Genomic DNA, 17,499 nt, shown 5'->3' on the forward strand with positions numbered 1-17,499 from the left:
CGTCATGCTTTGTGGCGGCGGTCGAGTTCGTCGTACACGTCCTGCCAGCTCACTTTTTCGCGGTGAAGAAGCACGCTTACAAAATACAGTAAGTCGGCCGCTTCCCAAATCACTTCTTCTTTTCCTTCGGCTTCGATAAGTTCTCCGGATTCTTCGCGTATTTTTTCGCGCACGCGCTCGTCGTTGAGCGTTGCGGTATAAGAGCCGGGGCGGGGATTTGCAAAACGCTCGGCGACAATGCGCTCAAGCCGTTCAAAATCGGACTTTGCAATAGCTTCCGACGAAAAACAATTCCATCCTCCCGTATGGCAGACGGGGCCTGCGGGCTCGACTACGGCAAGCACCGTGTCGCGGTCGCAGTCCGCCCGCATTTTGATGACGGAAAGGGTGTTGCCCGAGGTTTCGCCCTTTGTCCACAAAACGCCGCGTTCCCGGCTCCAAAAGGTCAGTTTTTTTGTTGCAAAGGTTTTTTCAAAGGCTTCGCGGTTTGCAAAGCCGGTCATCAGCACTTCTCCTGAAGGACTTTGGGCGATTACGGGAATAAGGCCCGCGCCGTATTTTTCGGCTTTTTCCCAGTTCAAGCAGGCGATAAAGGCATCCTTTAAGTGAACCGCTCCCGTATACAGGGCCATGCCCAACTGTACGTCCACATTCATGTGCTCAAGGGCGGCTATTTCTTCGACCGAACGCACGCCCCCTGCGGCGGTCAGCCTGCAATCGACGGCACCGCGTAAAGCCCGCACCGTTTCCATATCGGCGCCGCTCATACAGCCTTCATTTTGAACGCAGGTAAACAAAAGCTCGTTCGCATATTTTTCGGCCGCACGCGCCCCGTCAATCAGGGAAACTCCGGTCGATTTTGTCCACCCGTTTACGGTGATGACATTATCGCGGGCATCGACCGCTATGATTATGCGCTGTTTCCCGATCGCCTTTACCAATTCATCGAGAAAGGCGGTGTTCAAAATCCCGTCCGCACTTGAAGCGGAACTGTCGGCAAAAGCGGCCGACCCGATAATAACCTTTTCGGCACCCAAAGAAATCAATTCCTTTGCCCGCTTGACCGTGCGGATACCGCCTCCGGTACGCACATTGCCTTTTCGCAAAAGGGATGCCAAGAGTTCGCCGTTGGGACTGTGCCCCTTACGCTGTCCTTCGGTTTCTACATTGCCCAAAGCGGCGTCCAAGTCGATAACCGCCGTCTCTCCGTAAAAAGCAAAATCTTCTGCAAGCTTATCCGCATCGCTTCGCTCAAGCACCGGTTCGACCCCGTTTTTAAGCTGCACAACGCGGCCGCCCTTTAAATCGATTGAAGAAATAACCATACCGAAAGTATATAGAAAAGAGGAAGCGCAAGCAAGTAGAAAAATTCACAAAAGCATGGTATACTTTCCAGGAAACTGAAATTAGGATGGTGTTCTGCGTTGAAATATCTATTTTCAGGGCATGCTTTTAAGCGTATGACTGAACGGGGATTTTCGCCTGAGAATATACGGGCAGTTATAGCGAATGGTTCAGTTATACAGGAATACCCTGATGACAAGCCGTATCCCAGTAAACTGATTCTCGGTTTTATTGGTAAAAGACCTATCCATGTTGTATCTGCATACGACATGGTTACAGATACTGAGTATGTAATCACGGTTTATGAACCGGATACAAATTTATGGTCTGAAGATTTTACTCGCAGGAGGTAAGGGATGAAATGTCAAATTTGCAAATTCGGAAAAACTAAAAAAGGATACACTCAAGTTGTACTTACCCGCAAAAATTCAACTCTGATTTTCCGTAATGTTCCTGCACAAATTTGCGATGATTGCAGTGAATACTATCTTGATGAAGAAACGGCAAAAGAGATATATACCCGGGCGGAAACCTGTTTTTCCTCAGGACAGGAAGTCGCGATTATCGAATATCGGCAGCTGATTCCGGCATAACCTGTAATTACGGACACAGGGAAGAGACCTGTGGAATTTATAACAAAAGTCTGATTGGGGATAAAGTCTTTTCAGGATATAATCCAGCAAAACCGATAATTAAGGGGAAAACCGCTTCCAAAGATTTTGCAGAGCCGTTATTACAAATGAAAACAAAAAATAAAAAAGGATATGTTTACATTCTTGAGTCAAAGAATTCTCCGTGTATAAAAATCGGGGGACCGACTTTCCTCCGATCAAAAGAATAAAAGAGATAAACAAAACCGAACCCTATAGATCGTTGGGTATATGGAGTTTAGCCGATTTCAGACAGGCACGGGACTGGCGCTTTGTTGAGCATAGCCTGCACTATAGATTTAAAAGCGTACTCAATAAAGAAACGGCCGGACAAAAAGAATTGTTTTTTCTATCCGTACAAGAAGCTTCAGCCGCTTTAAATGAATTACCCGAAGAACAGATTGTATACAAACCCAAGGTTGACAGATTTTTTCAAGATGAAAATTTACTTGAATATGTAACAAACCTGTTTTTATTCTCAGGTCTTGTTCACTGGATTGATTCACAAGGGGTTTGGACACTAAATTTATTTCCTTCGACCAACGGCGGCCGTTTTTTTACGATAAATATCGGAGAGACGGAAGCGGCATTCTCATCTATACCTAAAAAAGATAGGCCCCAAATAAATATGCTGTTAGTTGATAAGCTGAACTTAGATTTTCCCGAAATAAAAAAATGGCTTAAAACCCGAAACGGCTTTATAGACACCGATTCTTATAAAAAGGCATTGCCGAGAGCCTGCGCATTATTTTTTGAAGGTTCCTTTGGAGAGATAAAGAAATTATTTGAATTAGCAGGAATCAGACGTGCCCTAATTGCATATTGGTATGAAGCGATTTTATCATTGAACGATAAAAATCAATTAAGTATCTATGAGCGCTATCATAACTATAATGCAACGGCGAAATTGATCCGTAGCTTGAATATAAACCGGTAACCCGATTTGTCGGTACCGGAGAAGTATAAAAGCCCTCTTTACATTTTCATAAAAGATAAAGGTTAAAATAAAGATATCCGCAGCACCCTTATGTACACGCAAGGGAATAGCGTTTTCCCTCATTTTGAACAAATTTGAGGCGTTTTGTGCAATTTACCCAAACGGACGGATTGCGGACAGGACAATTTCGAGATATAATGACCGGAATATGGGATATGATGCATTTGTACGTTGTAATTGTTTTAAAGAGGGTAAGACAAAACCTTTTAGATACTCAAAATATGTAAAACTGTATCCTGAAGGCCCGGAACTTGAACTGCCCGAAGAGCTGGCAAAAAATCATGACCTTGCCTTTGATATGCGGGATGAATTTTATAACTGGAAAGAGTACGCCTGTGAACACGAAAACATGAAATATTGTTCGGAGAGAATCGGAAACATAGCCGGAATGGGATGGCTCCGGACATGTATCGAATGCCTCGGCGGAGAAAGGGAGTTTCCGGTACTGACATCTCAATTACCGCACAGTAATGACGGATTTATGCCGATGGAATACAACGAACGATTCCGCGGCGATTTGGATAAATTAATCAAACAGCAGATAACCGTTTATCAGATCGTCAATACCCCTGATTCTCCCTTCTCATCCGACAACCATTCGTCGTACCTAATGCCTGAAAATAAGGATGTCCTGCTTTGTGAAAATGAAAATAACAAACTCTATTCACATAATGATGTATTCAGAATAGAAAAACACGGTGAAATTATATTCCGATCCTCACGCTTTAATGTCGAACGAATCATTAACCGTAGATTTATTTTTAAGGACAGAACTCAAAAAGCCGAATCAACAATCTTTTTTGATTTAAATTTTTTCAGAAATCATAATAAGCAAAAACTTTCATATAAAAAAGAAACCTTTTATATGCAGAACGAACTGAAATATGAGTACGAAGTATTTATGAATTTATTAAAGGCCTCAAAAGAAACCGGTAATCCGATCTGTTGGTGTTAGGGAAGTTTGCAACCTCCTTTTTGATGAAACTGATCAGAAAGAAGCATTGTTAATCACGGAACATATCCGCATAAAACGGCACACTTTAACCGATAGCTATTTGATAACTATCGACAAAGCCTAAATCTCTTAGTGTTGAGAACAAAGGTTGGCAAAAGAGTGTTCTAAAATCATCCGAGTCATGATTTTTTGCATATTTAAAGATATTATAATGGGAGAAGTCTTTTGCAACAGAAAATAATCCCGTAAGCTCTTTCGATTCATAACCGTAAGTATAGGTAACATAAATATCATTCTCTTCGTTTTTTTTTATAAACCACCACATTAAAAATATCCTTATTAATTTTTTGCCGCCATAGTCCGATTGAATTTTTATTTGCTTCTTCATGCGTTTAACCATAAATATAGTCCCTATTCTCAATAAGTGTCAATCCGGCTGTCCGTACTCACAAGAAACGGAATTACACTGCTGACAAATCCTTAAAACAGGTTTATAATGAATACTCAAAGAAAGTAAATAAAATTTGACACTTTCTTTTTGATTTTTTAGGAGGAGATTGCCATGCAAAATTATTCGGCAAAAGCCGGTTCGCAATATCACATACACACAAGGCCGGGCGATGTCGGATGCTATGTTATTATGCATTGTATATAATTGGAATTTTGTTTTTCTTTTTAAATATGCTTACATGGGTTTTATCCTTGGGAAATATATTTGACCCTATTGTCTATTAATCGCCCCTTTGAAAAGGAGATGTTTTCAGACACTACAAACAGGAGAACACACAATGAAAAAAAATTTATCGGTATTGATTGCGCTTTGCGTATCGATACTTTGTTCGGCACAGAATTTTACCATTCCGAAAGCGGATCTTAGAATCGGCAAAGAAGAACCGGTTCCGAGCATTGTTTCAGGACAGGTAATTTATGCAGGCGAAGATGTAAAAACAAATATAAAATCTTCTATGGATATTCCTGAAGAACTGGCAAACGGTGTTGTAATTATACGCTACCGAATCGATTATTATTATAAAAATAAAATTCACAGCAGCGACTATCAATTGTTATATTCGAATATAATTCCGGATGCAAAATTCACTCAAGCAAGCATACAAAATCCGATTAGTATTGAAGCAAATGAAATTCTCGGTATCGGCAATGATACGGTATCCGTTGTTATCCGTATCGGAAATCTGGATCCTCACCTTGTTTTGTGCGCACAACACCTGCCCCTGCAAGTCAGCTCCTATTGGTATTACGGAGTGGAAAGTCTTACACCGACTGTTGCCAAATATCTTACGTTCCGTCCCGTTTTATCCAAACGCGATACAATAGTATTTCCTGACGGCATTTCACAAAGTCTTGAAGAGATTGTTACAAAAACAAATTCTTCCGGTGCCGATACCTTCCCGGCCGTACCGATAAAAATCAAAACCGTAATGAACGCTTATCCGGCACAAAAACATCAGATTACCGATGCAAGTGAAAAAATCATTCACAATCAATATTTTAACAACTTAAATCTGGAAGCCCTTGTTGAATTTGACGGATTGAAGATACACATTTATTTTCCCGAAAATTTTGCCCAATATTTCAGCAAAGAATATAAGCTCGGCGATCCTATTTGGTTTTACGGAAATATTGTGTATGTGATGAACAATGAACTTCATATGTACGGCCGCGATTTTGTTTTGGAAGATCCGGATGAAACCGTAATTCAAAGACAAAACCTGATTATTCAAATGAACCGTCAAGCCCAAAATCTTCCGGCAGCCCAAAAGGGTGAAAAAGAGGAAGACAGCTTTGTAGATGTCACACAAACAATTCCGAAAGGCGGCTATGCAACCTATCAACGTTTTTTTGTAAAAGATGAAGTTACCGGCAAATTCAATGAAAACAAGGCGAATATCGAAGAAAATTATTTTGACAAAAACGGAAACAAGGTTGCCCGCATGATGTGGTACGACGAAACCGATATGATTCGCAATACACAAACTTTTAAATATGATACAAAAGGACGATTGGTTGAAGCTTGTTTTTACGATTCGAAAATGTTTAAAGAAGACGGCAAATGGAAAGTCGATCCGAAACGCAGCCGAATCTTTAATAAGCACACAACGGTTTATACGGACACAAAAGACGGAACCGATGCGGTTACAACTGCCCTCCGTTACAGCTATGTGCCGACAACCGAACATCCGGACTACGTCAAACATGAAAAATACAATGCGGCAGGAAAACTTATTCGCAGCGAAACAAAATACGGGCACAACGAAACATCCGTTTCCCTTTACGAATACGACAATTTCGGGAACATACTATATCAAAAAGACAATACCGATAAAGAGTTTGAATACAAATTTGAATATGTATACGACGGTGAAAAAGTTATAAAGGGAATCGGAAAAAATCTTTTGGAAGGTGAGGTGTTCGAATGGACATGCGAATATGACGCAAAAGGTAATGTCATTCAAAAAACATATCCGAATCTGGTGTACAATTATCGATACAATAAAAACGGAAAGCTTAGTGAAATGACTTGTAAAGATAAAGACGGGAACGTAAAAGAACACAAAATATACCGTTATGATAAAAAAACGGGAATTCCGGTTTTGGAAATTGAAGATGCCGATTACGGTACATTTAAAATCTGCCGGTTTTGGTATATCGAATTTTCCAAAAGCAATTGGAAAGACGACTTGGATCCTTGGCTGCTGGCAAAAGAATTGGATGAATGAATTTTGCAGGGCACTTGTGCTCTGTTTTTAAAGAGGTTTGCGGAAACTTTGTCCCGCAAAACATAAAACACAACGGAAAAATAACCCGGCGTAAATTGTAAAAACTAAAACGGTTTGCCCTTGTAAAATTTTTATCCTGTGATACAATAGTAATATGGCAGATTATATATTGGCACTCGATCAGGGAACAACCGGTTCCCGCTGTATTTTGTATGATTCAAATGCGGTTCCTTTGCTTGCAAGCAGCCGGGAATTTACGCAATATTATCCGCAGCCGGGCTGGGTTGAACATGATGCCGAAGAACTTTTTCAATGTCAGCTGGATGTAATGAAAGATGTCGTTAAAAAAGCCGAACAAAGCTTGGGAATTGCGGCTTCGGACATCGCTGCGGCGGGCATAACAAACCAGCGGGAAACGGTTGTATTATGGGAAAAAGAAACGGGAAAGCCCGTACACCGCGCCATCGTATGGCAATGCCGCAGAACCGCCCCCTTGTGCGAAAAACTGCGCAGCGAAGGCTTAAATGAGGTAATGCGCGAAAAAACCGGCCTTTTGCTTGACGCCTACTTTTCGGCGACAAAAATCAAGTGGCTTTTGGATAATGTGGACGGTTTGCGCCGCCGTGCCGAAAACGGCGAAATCCTTGCAGGCACGATAGACACTTGGCTTATTTGGAAGCTCAGCGGCGGAAAAAGCCACGTTACCGATGTTACAAACGCAAGCCGCACTATGCTCTACAATATTTATGCCGGCGGCTGGGACCCCGACCTTTTAAAGCTCATGGACATACCTGAGTGTATGATGCCGCGTGTGGCCAATTCAAGCGAAATCTATTGCTCAACCGATGCGGCCGTGTGCGGATTTTCGATTCCCCTTGCTTCGGCCGTCGGCGACCAACAGGCGGCCCTGTTCGGACAGGGGTGCTTTTATCCGGGGGACGTAAAAAACACTTACGGCACCGGCTGTTTTATGCTTATGAACACGGGAACAAAACCCGTTGTGTCCAAAAATAAACTTTTAACAACAATCGCCCTCGGTATAAACGATGAAGTTCAATATGCCCTGGAAGGCAGTATTTTTATGGGCGGCGCTACCATCAAATGGCTGCGCGACGAATTGGAATTGATTTCTTCCGCTCCGGAAATAGACCGTTTGGCCGAATCCGTGGAAGATTCCAACGGTGCTTACATTGTTCCGGCCTTTACGGGCTTGGGAACTCCCTATTGGGATATGTATGCCCGCGGTACGATAATAGGTCTTACGCGCGGCGTAAAAAAAGCCCATATATGCCGTGCGGTTTTGGAAGCGATTTGTTATCAGGTAAAAGACGTTATCGACTGTATGGAAGAAGATGCCGGACAGCGCGTTACTTCCTTGAAAGTAGACGGCGGTGCGAGCGTCAGCGATGTAATGCTGCAATTCCAAGCCGACATTATGAATACAAAGGTTTCGCGGCCTAAAAATGTCGAAACCACCGCCCTGGGAGCCGCCTTTTTAGCAGGTCTTGCAGTCGGTTTATGGAAGGATAAAGCGGACATTCTTGCGCACCGGCAAATCGACCGCGATTTTACGCCTGCGATGAGCGAAGAAAAACGGGAAGCCCTGTACCGCGGCTGGCAGCGTGCCGTGGAGCGTTCCCGGGGCTGGATCGAAAAATAAAAAAAGGCTGTCTGAAATGTTAAAGTCTATTCAGACAGCCCTCTTTCTTATCAATAATTATTACTATCCAGCCATGTTGTAAATTGCGTTTTTGCCGATTTCATAATAATTACTTCTTCAATGCGGGTATCGCCCTTATCGTTTTTGGCACCGTAATTTATCTTATGCGGAACCCCGCCCGGATAATGTACACCGAATTTTACGATATGCGAATATGCATCGTTTGAATCGGAATTCCACAGCTCGACGATGCTATCGTCTTCATCAAAAACAACACCCCAGACAGTAACAACATGAAGCGGATCAACAACGTTCTTTGCCGGTTTGATGATAACAGCGATTGCGTGCCCCTCGTTAAGAGCTTTTTTTATCATCTGTTCAAACTCTGCTTTGGTCTTGACCGCCCTGCTTATAATAAGTTTTGTTAAATCGTCTTGTCCGCCGAATACGTCCTTCACAATACCGGGGGGAGCCTCTTTCTGGAGAGGGCTGGTATTGCCGCGTAAATACCAATTAACGGCGGTATTTAAATCGGCTCCCGTATTGGGAAAACTCTTTCTGAATACGTTTGCAACGCTGCTTTTCTCACCTTCACCTGCATCACCGAAGCCGCCCTTGTATTCGCCTGCATATATTTTATATTCCTCCGTACCGGCTGTTATGCCTTTTTTTAGCATGTAGCGGGTAAGGTTATCCTTATTTTCCCTCATCCACCAGTGAATTAAGTCGGCGGTTGACATTGCCCAGCACATCTGATTATCCTGCACCGCTTTAAAGTTTTCCGTGTAACACAGCTTCCGTGCATTAAACCATGTTGTACTTGCAGTTTCTTCCCATTTGCGGTACCTGTCATCCGTTGCCGGTTCAGTTTTGAGGTCGCTTTTTAAAGGAGGAGTAATACCCTGTACCCACTTTGTTTTAAGTACGGGATTGGGATGAGCCTGTTGAATAATCGGTATTTCACGAATGAGTTTTGCCTTATCACTGTTATCGGTTTTAAACACAAGATAAGCCCTTCGTTCAAATAGCGATTTATTTTCTTTAAGCGTTACGGTAATTGTATCAATATTCTCTACCGAAACGGATGTATGCTCCACCCAATCGCCCTTTTCATCGGCATACCTAAGGCTGCAATGATATACCGAAAGAGCGGATTTTTTTGTAATAACCACCGCAGCCGAGCCGGCCGTATAGTCCGTTTTTATTTCCGTTTTATCGAACGTAACGGAGGAATCGTCCTTTATCTGGAAACCGATAGAAGTACGTTTTTTACCGTCGACCCAAACATTAACGGTTGCGGGTCCCTTTTTCTTGCCTGTAACAAGACCGTCTTCCGTAACTGAAACCAGATTCTCCTCATACTTATATTCTACTTCTTTATTTGTAGCATTTTCCGGTTTAATAACGGACTTCAATCTATACTGTTCGCCTACGTTAATTACTATGGTATCAGGTATGGGCTTATCATTTACATCGTTAAGAATAACTTCAGTTACCGGAACATACTTCGGTATAAACGGAGCGGGCTGCCCGGAATTGTCCGGTTTTTGCCCCTGCCCCGAGTGCGGTTTGACAGTATCCCTGCCGGAAGAGTTTGTTTTTGCAAGACTATTCGGACAGCCGGCAAGCAGTACAATGACCGCCGTAAGAGCACCTAATAACCCCGCATATAAGAGCCGTTTTTTATTCATTTAAATCTCCTTAATATATCCGCAGCGCATTATGCAGCGTGCTGATATTATCTTTCTGAAAACTCGCAATTTTCAGTTCGCGGCATCCAGCCATGTTTTAAATTGTTCTTTTGCCGATTTCATAACAGCCACTTCTTCAATGCGGGTGTCTCCCTTATCGTTCGGAGCAGCATAGTTTATTTTATGCGGTATTCCATCAGGATAATATACGCCGAACTTTACGATATGCGAGTTTCTGTCATTGGAATCGGAAGTCCACAGTTCAACGATGTTATCGTCTTCGTCAAAGACAACACCCCAAACGGTAACGACATGCAGCGGATCGATAATATTGGTTTTCGGCTTTATAACAACTGCAATAGCATGTCCGTCATTTAAAGCACCGTTTATCATATCTTCAAACTCTTTTTTGTTATGTGCGTAACGGACTTCTATCAGCTTGTTTAAATCTTCCTGTCCCGTAAATACGTCTTGCACAATACCGGGCGGAGCAATCTTTTGTGAACCGTTGGAAACGCCGCGTAAATACCAATTAACGGCGGTGTGTAACTGTAACCCGACATCGCCGTACCCCTTGCGGAATACATTTGCAATGCTGCTTTTATCTTTTTCGCCTATATCGCCCAAACCGCCCTTGTATTCGCCCGTGTAATATGAATATTCGTCTTTATCGGACGTAATTCCTTTTTTTTGCATATAGCGTTCAAGGTTGTCCTTGTTTTCCCGTATCCACCAATGTAAAAGGTCGGAGGTAGACATTGCCCAGCACATATTGGCATCCGTAACCGAACGATAGTTTTGCGTGTAGCGGAGCTTGCGGGCATTAAACCATGTGGTATGTGCGGTTTCTTCCCATTTGCGGTAACGCACATCCGTTCCTATTTCCGTTTTAATTTCGCCTTCCGCCGGAGGTGTAATGCCGTGCACCCACTTTGTAATAAGCTTGGGGTCAACGAGGTTTGGCGTTTGGGTAATGGTCAGCGTGTGTACTGTTTTTTGTTGTTGCTTTCCTCGTCTAACCGGTTCTATTTTTGAAACAGTCAGCGAAACCGTTCTGGGCACGGGTGCTTTATTTTCGGCAATACGGAGCGTAAGCGTTTCTTTTTTTGTATTTTCGCCTGATTTTTCCACAGTCAGCCAAGGTACTACAGGATTAACCGTCAGCACATACTTGGTACTGTTATATTTTTTTCCAATAGCGAGCGTTTCGGTAAAAGCATCGCGGCTGTGTTTTATTTCCGTTTTACCTTCAACCGTAAAGGTATAATCGTCTTTAATGTTAAAGTATATAGTGTACTCGCGTCCGTTTGACGCTCTCGCCGCGACTTCGGCACTTCCGATGCCGTTTACCGTAATAATTCCTTCGGAGGTAACGGAAACAGCGCCTTTTTTTACCTCGTATTGAAGGGTTTTATCCGAAGCATCCGGCGGGTCGAAAACGGGGATAAGCCGATACGGTTTATTCAGTTCAAGATTCATAGAATACGTTATCGCAAATTCCGTACCGTCTTGCGTATCTTTTCCCTTAAAAGTTATATTGTTGACGGGAACCGTACCTTGATCGGAAGATGCCGGCGGTTGTCCCGAAGCGGGCTTTTGTTTAAACGATACCTTTACCGACGTATCGGATGTAAGTTTTACCGTGGCGGTTAAATCGCCCTCGTTTTTTCCCGATATTATCGTGCCGCCGGTAACATTCCAGTCTGCAACAAGGTAGCCTTCTCCCGGCTCAGCGGTAAAAACGGCGGTTTTGCCGCTTACGGCTTTTGCACCGGATGCAATGCTTTTTCCGTCAACCGCCGCCTTAAGCCGGCCGCCTCCGCCTTCAACTCCGAATTGTACCGTATGCCGGACTTTTAACGGCTCCGGCTTTATGGGGGCCGAACATCCGAGTGCTAAAACCGAAATAAGGGCGGACACCCCGAAAAGGTTTAAAAAAAGCCGGCCCCTTGGTCTATGTTTTTTTGTATATTGTTTCATAGTATAATCCGTTTAATGTATAAAATTATCCTTATTAAAGGTAACGTTTATTGTTGCCGTTTGATCGGACAGCTCTAAATCCTGTACTTTTACATTTTCTAACCGTATCGTCCAGTCGGCAGGAAGCGGTGACTGCGGTATGGATGTAAATTCGATTGACCCTGTGCCGCCTTGATCCTGTAAAAAAGACAGGATTTTGGTGTTAGGATTATAGTTTATCCGTGCAACCTTAGAGCTTTCTAGTCCCAATGAGCTATCAAAAACAGTAAGAGTATGAGTATCGCTGATTACCAGATAGAACTTTTCGGATTTCCCGTCTTTATGTTTCAGTATGCCTGCCGCCTCCCAGTTAGGATTTTGAATAAGATATTCCTGAAACATTACCTTAACTTCGGTGTCTTTTTTTACGGTCAGCTCGGCGGTTGTTTTATCGGACGATACCTTTAAACCTTCGCCGCTCCACCCCAATATATAATACCCCTTACTCGCCCCTGTCGCAGCCGCCGGAGTTGCGGTAAACATAATTTCCGTTCCTTCGTATACTTGACTTCCGCTTGTAACGGTCGCCCCGTTGTCCTTTCTTCTTGCGGTAATCTCACCGCCCTCCGAAGGTTCGGCACTATAAGTAACCGTGTATTGCTTGAGCGTTGATGTATTAGGGCAGCCTGTTAAAAAAAATAAAACTGAAAGTAAAACTCCCGCGCCTATTAACTGTGTTTTAATTTTTTTCATATTAAAATCTCCTTAAAAATATTATTTATAACTGTAATTTTTGCGCATATCGCGTAATATGTTATACAAGTTTTCCGCTTCATTATCGGATACATCCGCTTGGTTTACCAGTTTTTCCGCTTTTTTTATGGTTTCGGTAAATTTTTTGCGGTTTTCGGCTTGGGGCGTAAAATAATCTTCATTACCGTGATAGTATGCGTCTTTCATTTTTGAAAGCATAAGTTCTCCGCGTAAAGCGTTTTTTCCTCTTTTAACGGTGAGTTTATCGTCTTCCCCTACCAAAGATGTATTTTCCAGCACTTGGGCAAAAAGGATTTCCGCATGTTTTTGTACATTGCCCCCGCTGTAGCCGATACTGTGAATATAGTCTTTTTTAGGCTGTGCGGGATCGGTATTGATAAAATACAAGCCGCTTTTTCCGAGTTCCAGCCGTTTGTATGCATAATTGTTTAGCTTATTTTTCAATGTATACAGAGCGGTCTTTTCACTTCCGTCAAAGCGGCTTTTATATATTGTTTTATCGGTATGAGAAAGCCAGTACCAAAAACCTTCGTGATAAAGCGGGGGTGTTTTTTCATCGCCGCGTCTGAAAATCCCGCCGGAGGAATCGTATTTTGTGTCGGTACAAGCTTGGGTATAAGACTGCGCTCCCGGACGAAGATGACCGAGAACACCGTAAAACATAGTGTCCGACGTTAAAAAATATGTTCCGAACGAATATGAACGCGCCTTTTTCGACGCTTCGGCATTATCGTCCCATGTCAGATCCGAATTATACCAATTGCCGTCTATTTGCACCTTGTTCCACATATGTCCTTGAGGATCGTTCGGGGAAGGGCCGTCTACAAAATCGCTTTCAATGCCTATTCCGCGTAAAAGTCTTCTGTACGCAAGGCTGTAGCCTTGACAAATCGCCTTACCGTCTATCAAAGCTCCGAAGGTGTCCGCCGAATGCATTCCGTCGTTATATTCGGTTTTTTCGGCAAGCGCATTATGCAGCGTATAGGCTATTTCGGCATCGGTCATCGGTTCGCGCAAATGCCCGTAAAAGGCTTCAATACCCGCTTCAAGCCGGGCGAAGTACCGTTCAAGCGAGTGCGGATACACCTTATAATCAAAACGGTATTTGGTAAGTTCGTTTTCGTTGTGCGGGTTGTAATTATAAGCGATACCGCCGTCTTCGACTATGTGAAACACAAACGGATACCGCCTTAAAAATTCATTATACAAGGTCTTATGTTCTTCATTTTCCCTGCCGCAGCCGATAGCGAATTCGCTTACATCCGCGTCCGTTTCAAAGCGGAGCACGGCATTCAGCATACGCTCAAAGATGATTTTTTTACGCTCTTCTTCCGTACCCGTAAAAGGCGGTTTTGCAGGAAGCGTTCCGCTTTCAGGGCGGGGAAGGATTTCTTTATTTTCCGCAAGGGGCGGCACGCTTTTTTTATGAGAAAAATGCGGTTCACGGTGCTTGTCTATTCCCGCAGGACAGCTGCAAAGCAAAAGCCCCCCGATACAGATTCCCGTACACGCGATAAACCGCTTATATGCTTTTATGTTACCGTATTTTTTGTTTCCGTATTTCAAATATAAAAAAACTCCTTCGCGGCAATTGTACCTTAGTGTCCTCAACGAGGCGTTGTTGTCATTCCGACAATCTTGCCGCCGCACAACTCCATACTCACTTCCAGCTCATTTTTTCCGGCTGTTTTATCGAGCGAAATACTTTTAATATATATGTCGCGGTTATTGGTATCCTTTGACAAACCGTAATTACCCGAACCGAGCGTTGCACCAATATCCCCGTCAGCGTTCAAAGTTAAATAGAACGGATTTATTACGGACGGTTGTGTAGAAGGACTCATAGGCAGAGGATTGGTCAAAACACCGACGGGATTATGAGCGTTTTCATCAACATAGAATAAGCGGGTATTTTGTGATAAGGATTTAGCAGTCCATGCCTCTTTGGTTTCTTTGGTACGCGGCGATAAGACAACGGTAAAGGTAAAGTGGTTACGTAATGCGTCTTCTGCACTGTCTATTTTTTGAAGCCCGCTTTTAGTAATTTTTTTGCTGTGTAGAATACCGCTTTGTGCGGTCAATTGGTCTGCGGTTGCAATACAATAATCGACGGTCAACTCTCCCGTAAAATCGTTTGCTTCAATACCGCCGTTTTTCGGGTTATTTATACCCGCTTCAATATTTATTTGCAAATATTTTCCCGGTGTTTTATATAAATCAACATATTTTTGAATTTGCGCCGTATCAAACTGTACGGCACTGCTATTCGAAAATTTGGACATCGCATAATAGGATGAAGCAAATTTATTTGTATCGACTTTTACAAAGTTGTCGTTTGTTTTGCCGAATACGTATTTAAGTACGTCATCTTGGGTAAAATAAGATTCGCTCTCTTTCGCCGTTTTTGTAGAAACAGTTCCGTATTCAACGCTTTCATTCCCGCCCGAAAGTTTTTTATATACAGTCTTATAATCCGCCATTATTTTCACTTTATCGCCATGCACTTTTGTCAGACGGGCGGTAAGTTCGTATGCGGAGTGTTTTCCCGATACAACCGTCTTACTGCCTGCGTTCAAAGAGTACGAAAAGGAAACGAACCCCTCACCCCGAGCCGCATTGGCATCGTCAATAAATCTCTCAAGCGGTATATTTTCTTCTATTGCCTTATCAAATACAAAGACATTACCCGGCGTATACAGAGAACCGAGTGTCGTACCTGCATACGGATGCGTAAAGCCTGTAAAGGCCAGTTCTTTTTCAAAGGACTTTCCGCGTTTTGTGCCCTTTACCTTTACGGTAAAGGTTCCGGCTTTATCATCGTAGGCGGTAAGCGTTTTTTCGGTAAACGTCAGCCCCGAACCCGCAAAAGGAGGCGTATCACGGATTTTTTTTGCCGCATCGGAGGCGGTTATATTTCCCTTTGTTAAAGCAAAGGCGCTCATAATATCCTCTTTTAACAAATCGCCCGGCTGTATTTGCCCCTGATTCGGTTTTTGGGGTTTTTGCTGATTTGCACCGCCTTTCGGTGCTCCCGAATTGGGGCAGCCTGCCGCTAAAATAATAAAAATAAGCACGCCCAAGGCTGCCGTATATTTGTTTGTTTTTTTCTTTGTCATACTCTATCCCCCGATGACATATTCCGGACTTACTTCAAAAGCGATTTCTTCGCCTTCACCGGTAAACTTTATATGTATTTTGAGTTTATCGCTTCCGCTTTCTTTATTCAAATAAACATGTTTTATAAAAATATGTTTACCGTCCGCCGTTTTTGAAAAGGATATAGGCTCGTTAAAGGCTAAAACGTCTTCAGGTTCCCTGCCGTTTACTTCCAAATAAAATGCGGAAACCGCTGTCTTTTGTAAGGGATTTTCCAGTGCAAACATCGTCATCCCTCTTTCGGTATCGTGTTGTTCCGATAAAAAGCGGTAGTTTTCAAAAACTTTATTTTGCCATTTTTGACGCGAATTTGCGTCGTCTTTTACCTTTACGGAAAAATTAAATAAAGACGCTATATTGTCTTTAGGAACCTTTTTAAACCCTGCCGCCTTTGCCGTTTTTGTTACGGTTATGCGCGGTACGGAAGGGTCGGGTTTGGAAGAAAGCATTTCTGCGATTTGTTCCTTTTCGGCAATACAATAAGTTATTTCCAGAGTTCCTTCAATATCGTCCGCCTTTATACCTTCGTTTTCCGGATGAAACAAAGCCGTATCCATCTCCATATTGAACTGTCCGCCCTCCCGATTATAACGGGCCATAATTGTTTGTATGTGGGCATCATTTATAAGACGCGCAGGGGTTACCCTAAGGTGCTTTGCAAAAGCATAATATTCCGAACCGAACACATCGGCAGATACATTGATAATGCCGTCATCGGTTTTGTTTATAAGATACCTAAACACATCTTCTTTAGAAAAATAGGGCTTTGTAAGGTCGGTTCCCAAGTGTGCAAATAAAGCACTTCTATCCGTTTCCGTTGAAGTTTCACTGCCGCCCGCCTCTTTTTTTAAGTATTTAACCTTATATTCGGGTTTTATTTTTATTTTATCGCCGTTTTTTTCCAATGCCGCGGCTAAGTTGTAACGGTCATGAACTCCCAAGCTGAGAGAGCCGGTATTATTATCACTGAAAGACAGCTTTTTTAAAAGAGCGGAGTTACCGGCCGCATCCGAAATAAAGGTATCCACTGTTTTGTTGTGTTCTATAGCGTCCGAAAAATCCAATTCCGCTTCACTGAGCGAAGGAAAAATCTTTGCATAGGGATTTTCGAAGCCCGTAAGGGTTAATTCTTTTTCAAATTCTTTTCCCGTGAGTCCCTTTGTGCCCTTTACTTTTACGGTAAAAGTACCCTTTTCATCGTCATAGGCAAGGGCTTCGGCTTCGGTGAAGGTGAATTGTCCTTTTTTTTGTCCGGCCGAATCGGCTATTTTTTTTGCCGCATCGGAGGCGGTGATTTTAGTTCGTGTCAAAGAAAAAAGCATGCTTAATTCACGTTCGGAAATACCGTTTATCTGTGACAGATCCGCATCGGCAGCGTTCCCCGTGTGCGGCGCAGCGCTTTGTCTGATACTCGGCTGTTCACAGGAAACAAGCAGAATTGCGTATAGGCACACTACGGCCGTTACGTTTAATATTTTTTTCATAGCGATTACTCCTTGTATTTTAAAATGAATATTTTGTAATACTTATATTATAACATATATATAGTATAAAAATCAATGTTTTGCTCTTTTT

Annotated in this window: 14 protein-coding genes; 6 read left to right on the top strand and 8 right to left on the bottom strand. The window is 42.8% G+C overall.

Features of this window, described 5'->3' with window-relative positions; genetic code table 11:
- Positions 1–2: 2 nt before the first annotated feature.
- Entirely contained in the window at positions 3–1,325 is a 1,323-nt protein-coding gene (gene hisIE, locus H0R92_RS06630) for a bifunctional phosphoribosyl-AMP cyclohydrolase/phosphoribosyl-ATP diphosphatase HisIE (RefSeq protein WP_432962386.1), read from the bottom strand.
- Between the two features lie 99 nt (positions 1,326–1,424).
- On the opposite strand from hisIE, the gene H0R92_RS06635 reads away from it, so the two are divergent.
- From H0R92_RS06635 to H0R92_RS06650, 4 genes are all read left to right on the top strand, one after another.
- Positions 1,425–1,697, top strand: a complete 273-nt coding sequence (locus H0R92_RS06635; protein WP_428770489.1) for a DUF4258 domain-containing protein — start codon at positions 1,425–1,427, stop codon at positions 1,695–1,697.
- A 3-nt stretch (positions 1,698–1,700) separates the two neighbouring features.
- Positions 1,701–1,937: a type II toxin-antitoxin system MqsA family antitoxin gene (locus tag H0R92_RS06640; RefSeq protein ID WP_428770488.1), complete on the top strand. Its 237-nt coding sequence runs from the start codon at positions 1,701–1,703 to the stop codon at positions 1,935–1,937.
- A gap of 280 nt (positions 1,938–2,217) precedes the next feature.
- On the top strand, positions 2,218–2,931 hold the full coding sequence (locus tag H0R92_RS06645; RefSeq protein ID WP_432962389.1) for a hypothetical protein: 714 nt from the start codon (positions 2,218–2,220) through the stop codon (positions 2,929–2,931).
- A 208-nt stretch (positions 2,932–3,139) separates the two neighbouring features.
- Positions 3,140–3,946: a hypothetical protein gene (locus H0R92_RS06650; RefSeq protein WP_432962391.1), complete on the top strand. Its 807-nt coding sequence runs from the start codon at positions 3,140–3,142 to the stop codon at positions 3,944–3,946.
- 85 nt (positions 3,947–4,031) lie between these two features.
- Here the strand turns inward: H0R92_RS06650 and H0R92_RS06655 are convergent, their stop codons facing one another.
- Entirely contained in the window at positions 4,032–4,346 is a 315-nt protein-coding gene (locus tag H0R92_RS06655; protein ID WP_432962393.1) for a hypothetical protein, read from the bottom strand.
- 388 nt (positions 4,347–4,734) lie between these two features.
- Between H0R92_RS06655 and H0R92_RS06660 the strand changes: the two genes are divergently transcribed.
- Positions 4,735–6,684: an RHS repeat domain-containing protein gene (locus H0R92_RS06660; RefSeq protein ID WP_432962395.1), complete on the top strand. Its 1,950-nt coding sequence runs from the start codon at positions 4,735–4,737 to the stop codon at positions 6,682–6,684.
- A gap of 154 nt (positions 6,685–6,838) precedes the next feature.
- Positions 6,839–8,344: a glycerol kinase GlpK gene (gene glpK / locus H0R92_RS06665; RefSeq protein WP_432962396.1), complete on the top strand. Its 1,506-nt coding sequence runs from the start codon at positions 6,839–6,841 to the stop codon at positions 8,342–8,344.
- Between the two features lie 50 nt (positions 8,345–8,394).
- On the opposite strand, the gene H0R92_RS06670 is transcribed toward glpK, so the two are convergent.
- From H0R92_RS06670 to H0R92_RS06695, 6 genes are all read right to left on the bottom strand, one after another.
- Positions 8,395–10,035, bottom strand: coding sequence for an IdeS/Mac family cysteine endopeptidase (locus tag H0R92_RS06670; protein WP_432962398.1), 1,641 nt, complete (start codon positions 10,033–10,035; stop codon positions 8,395–8,397).
- A gap of 72 nt (positions 10,036–10,107) precedes the next feature.
- Complete coding sequence (locus H0R92_RS06675; RefSeq protein ID WP_432962400.1) at positions 10,108–12,015, bottom strand: IdeS/Mac family cysteine endopeptidase; 1,908 nt, start codon at positions 12,013–12,015, stop codon at positions 10,108–10,110.
- Between the two features lie 12 nt (positions 12,016–12,027).
- Positions 12,028–12,747 (bottom strand): InlB B-repeat-containing protein, encoded by a 720-nt coding sequence (locus tag H0R92_RS06680; protein WP_432962402.1) that lies wholly within the window; start codon positions 12,745–12,747, stop codon positions 12,028–12,030.
- Positions 12,748–12,768: 21 nt separating this feature from the next.
- Positions 12,769–14,334, bottom strand: coding sequence for a transglutaminase domain-containing protein (locus H0R92_RS06685; RefSeq protein ID WP_432962404.1), 1,566 nt, complete (start codon positions 14,332–14,334; stop codon positions 12,769–12,771).
- A gap of 41 nt (positions 14,335–14,375) precedes the next feature.
- Positions 14,376–15,884, bottom strand: coding sequence for a lipoprotein 17-related variable surface protein (locus H0R92_RS06690; RefSeq protein ID WP_432962406.1), 1,509 nt, complete (start codon positions 15,882–15,884; stop codon positions 14,376–14,378).
- A gap of 3 nt (positions 15,885–15,887) precedes the next feature.
- Positions 15,888–17,408: a lipoprotein 17-related variable surface protein gene (locus H0R92_RS06695; RefSeq protein WP_432962408.1), complete on the bottom strand. Its 1,521-nt coding sequence runs from the start codon at positions 17,406–17,408 to the stop codon at positions 15,888–15,890.
- Positions 17,409–17,499: the final 91 nt, after the last annotated feature.

Origin of the sequence: Treponema sp. OMZ 840 (genome assembly GCF_050937815.1) — a bacterium.
Taxonomy (GTDB): domain Bacteria; phylum Spirochaetota; class Spirochaetia; order Treponematales; family Treponemataceae; genus Treponema_C.

Bases quoted from the DNA above. Each gene is read 5' to 3' on its own strand.
- hisIE (WP_432962386.1), bottom strand. From the start codon at position 1,325: ATGGTTATTTCTTCAATCGATTTAAAGGGCGGCCGCGTTGTGCAGCTT.
- H0R92_RS06640 (WP_428770488.1), top strand. From the start codon at position 1,701: ATGAAATGTCAAATTTGCAAATTCGGAAAAACTAAAAAAGGATACACT.
- H0R92_RS06650 (WP_432962391.1), top strand. From the start codon at position 3,140: ATGGGATATGATGCATTTGTACGTTGTAATTGTTTTAAAGAGGGTAAG.
- H0R92_RS06655 (WP_432962393.1), bottom strand. From the start codon at position 4,346: ATGGTTAAACGCATGAAGAAGCAAATAAAAATTCAATCGGACTATGGC.
- H0R92_RS06660 (WP_432962395.1), top strand. From the start codon at position 4,735: ATGAAAAAAAATTTATCGGTATTGATTGCGCTTTGCGTATCGATACTT.
- glpK (WP_432962396.1), top strand. From the start codon at position 6,839: ATGGCAGATTATATATTGGCACTCGATCAGGGAACAACCGGTTCCCGC.
- H0R92_RS06670 (WP_432962398.1), bottom strand. From the start codon at position 10,035: ATGAATAAAAAACGGCTCTTATATGCGGGGTTATTAGGTGCTCTTACG.
- H0R92_RS06675 (WP_432962400.1), bottom strand. From the start codon at position 12,015: ATGAAACAATATACAAAAAAACATAGACCAAGGGGCCGGCTTTTTTTA.
- H0R92_RS06680 (WP_432962402.1), bottom strand. From the start codon at position 12,747: ATGAAAAAAATTAAAACACAGTTAATAGGCGCGGGAGTTTTACTTTCA.
- H0R92_RS06690 (WP_432962406.1), bottom strand. From the start codon at position 15,884: ATGACAAAGAAAAAAACAAACAAATATACGGCAGCCTTGGGCGTGCTT.
- H0R92_RS06695 (WP_432962408.1), bottom strand. From the start codon at position 17,408: ATGAAAAAAATATTAAACGTAACGGCCGTAGTGTGCCTATACGCAATT.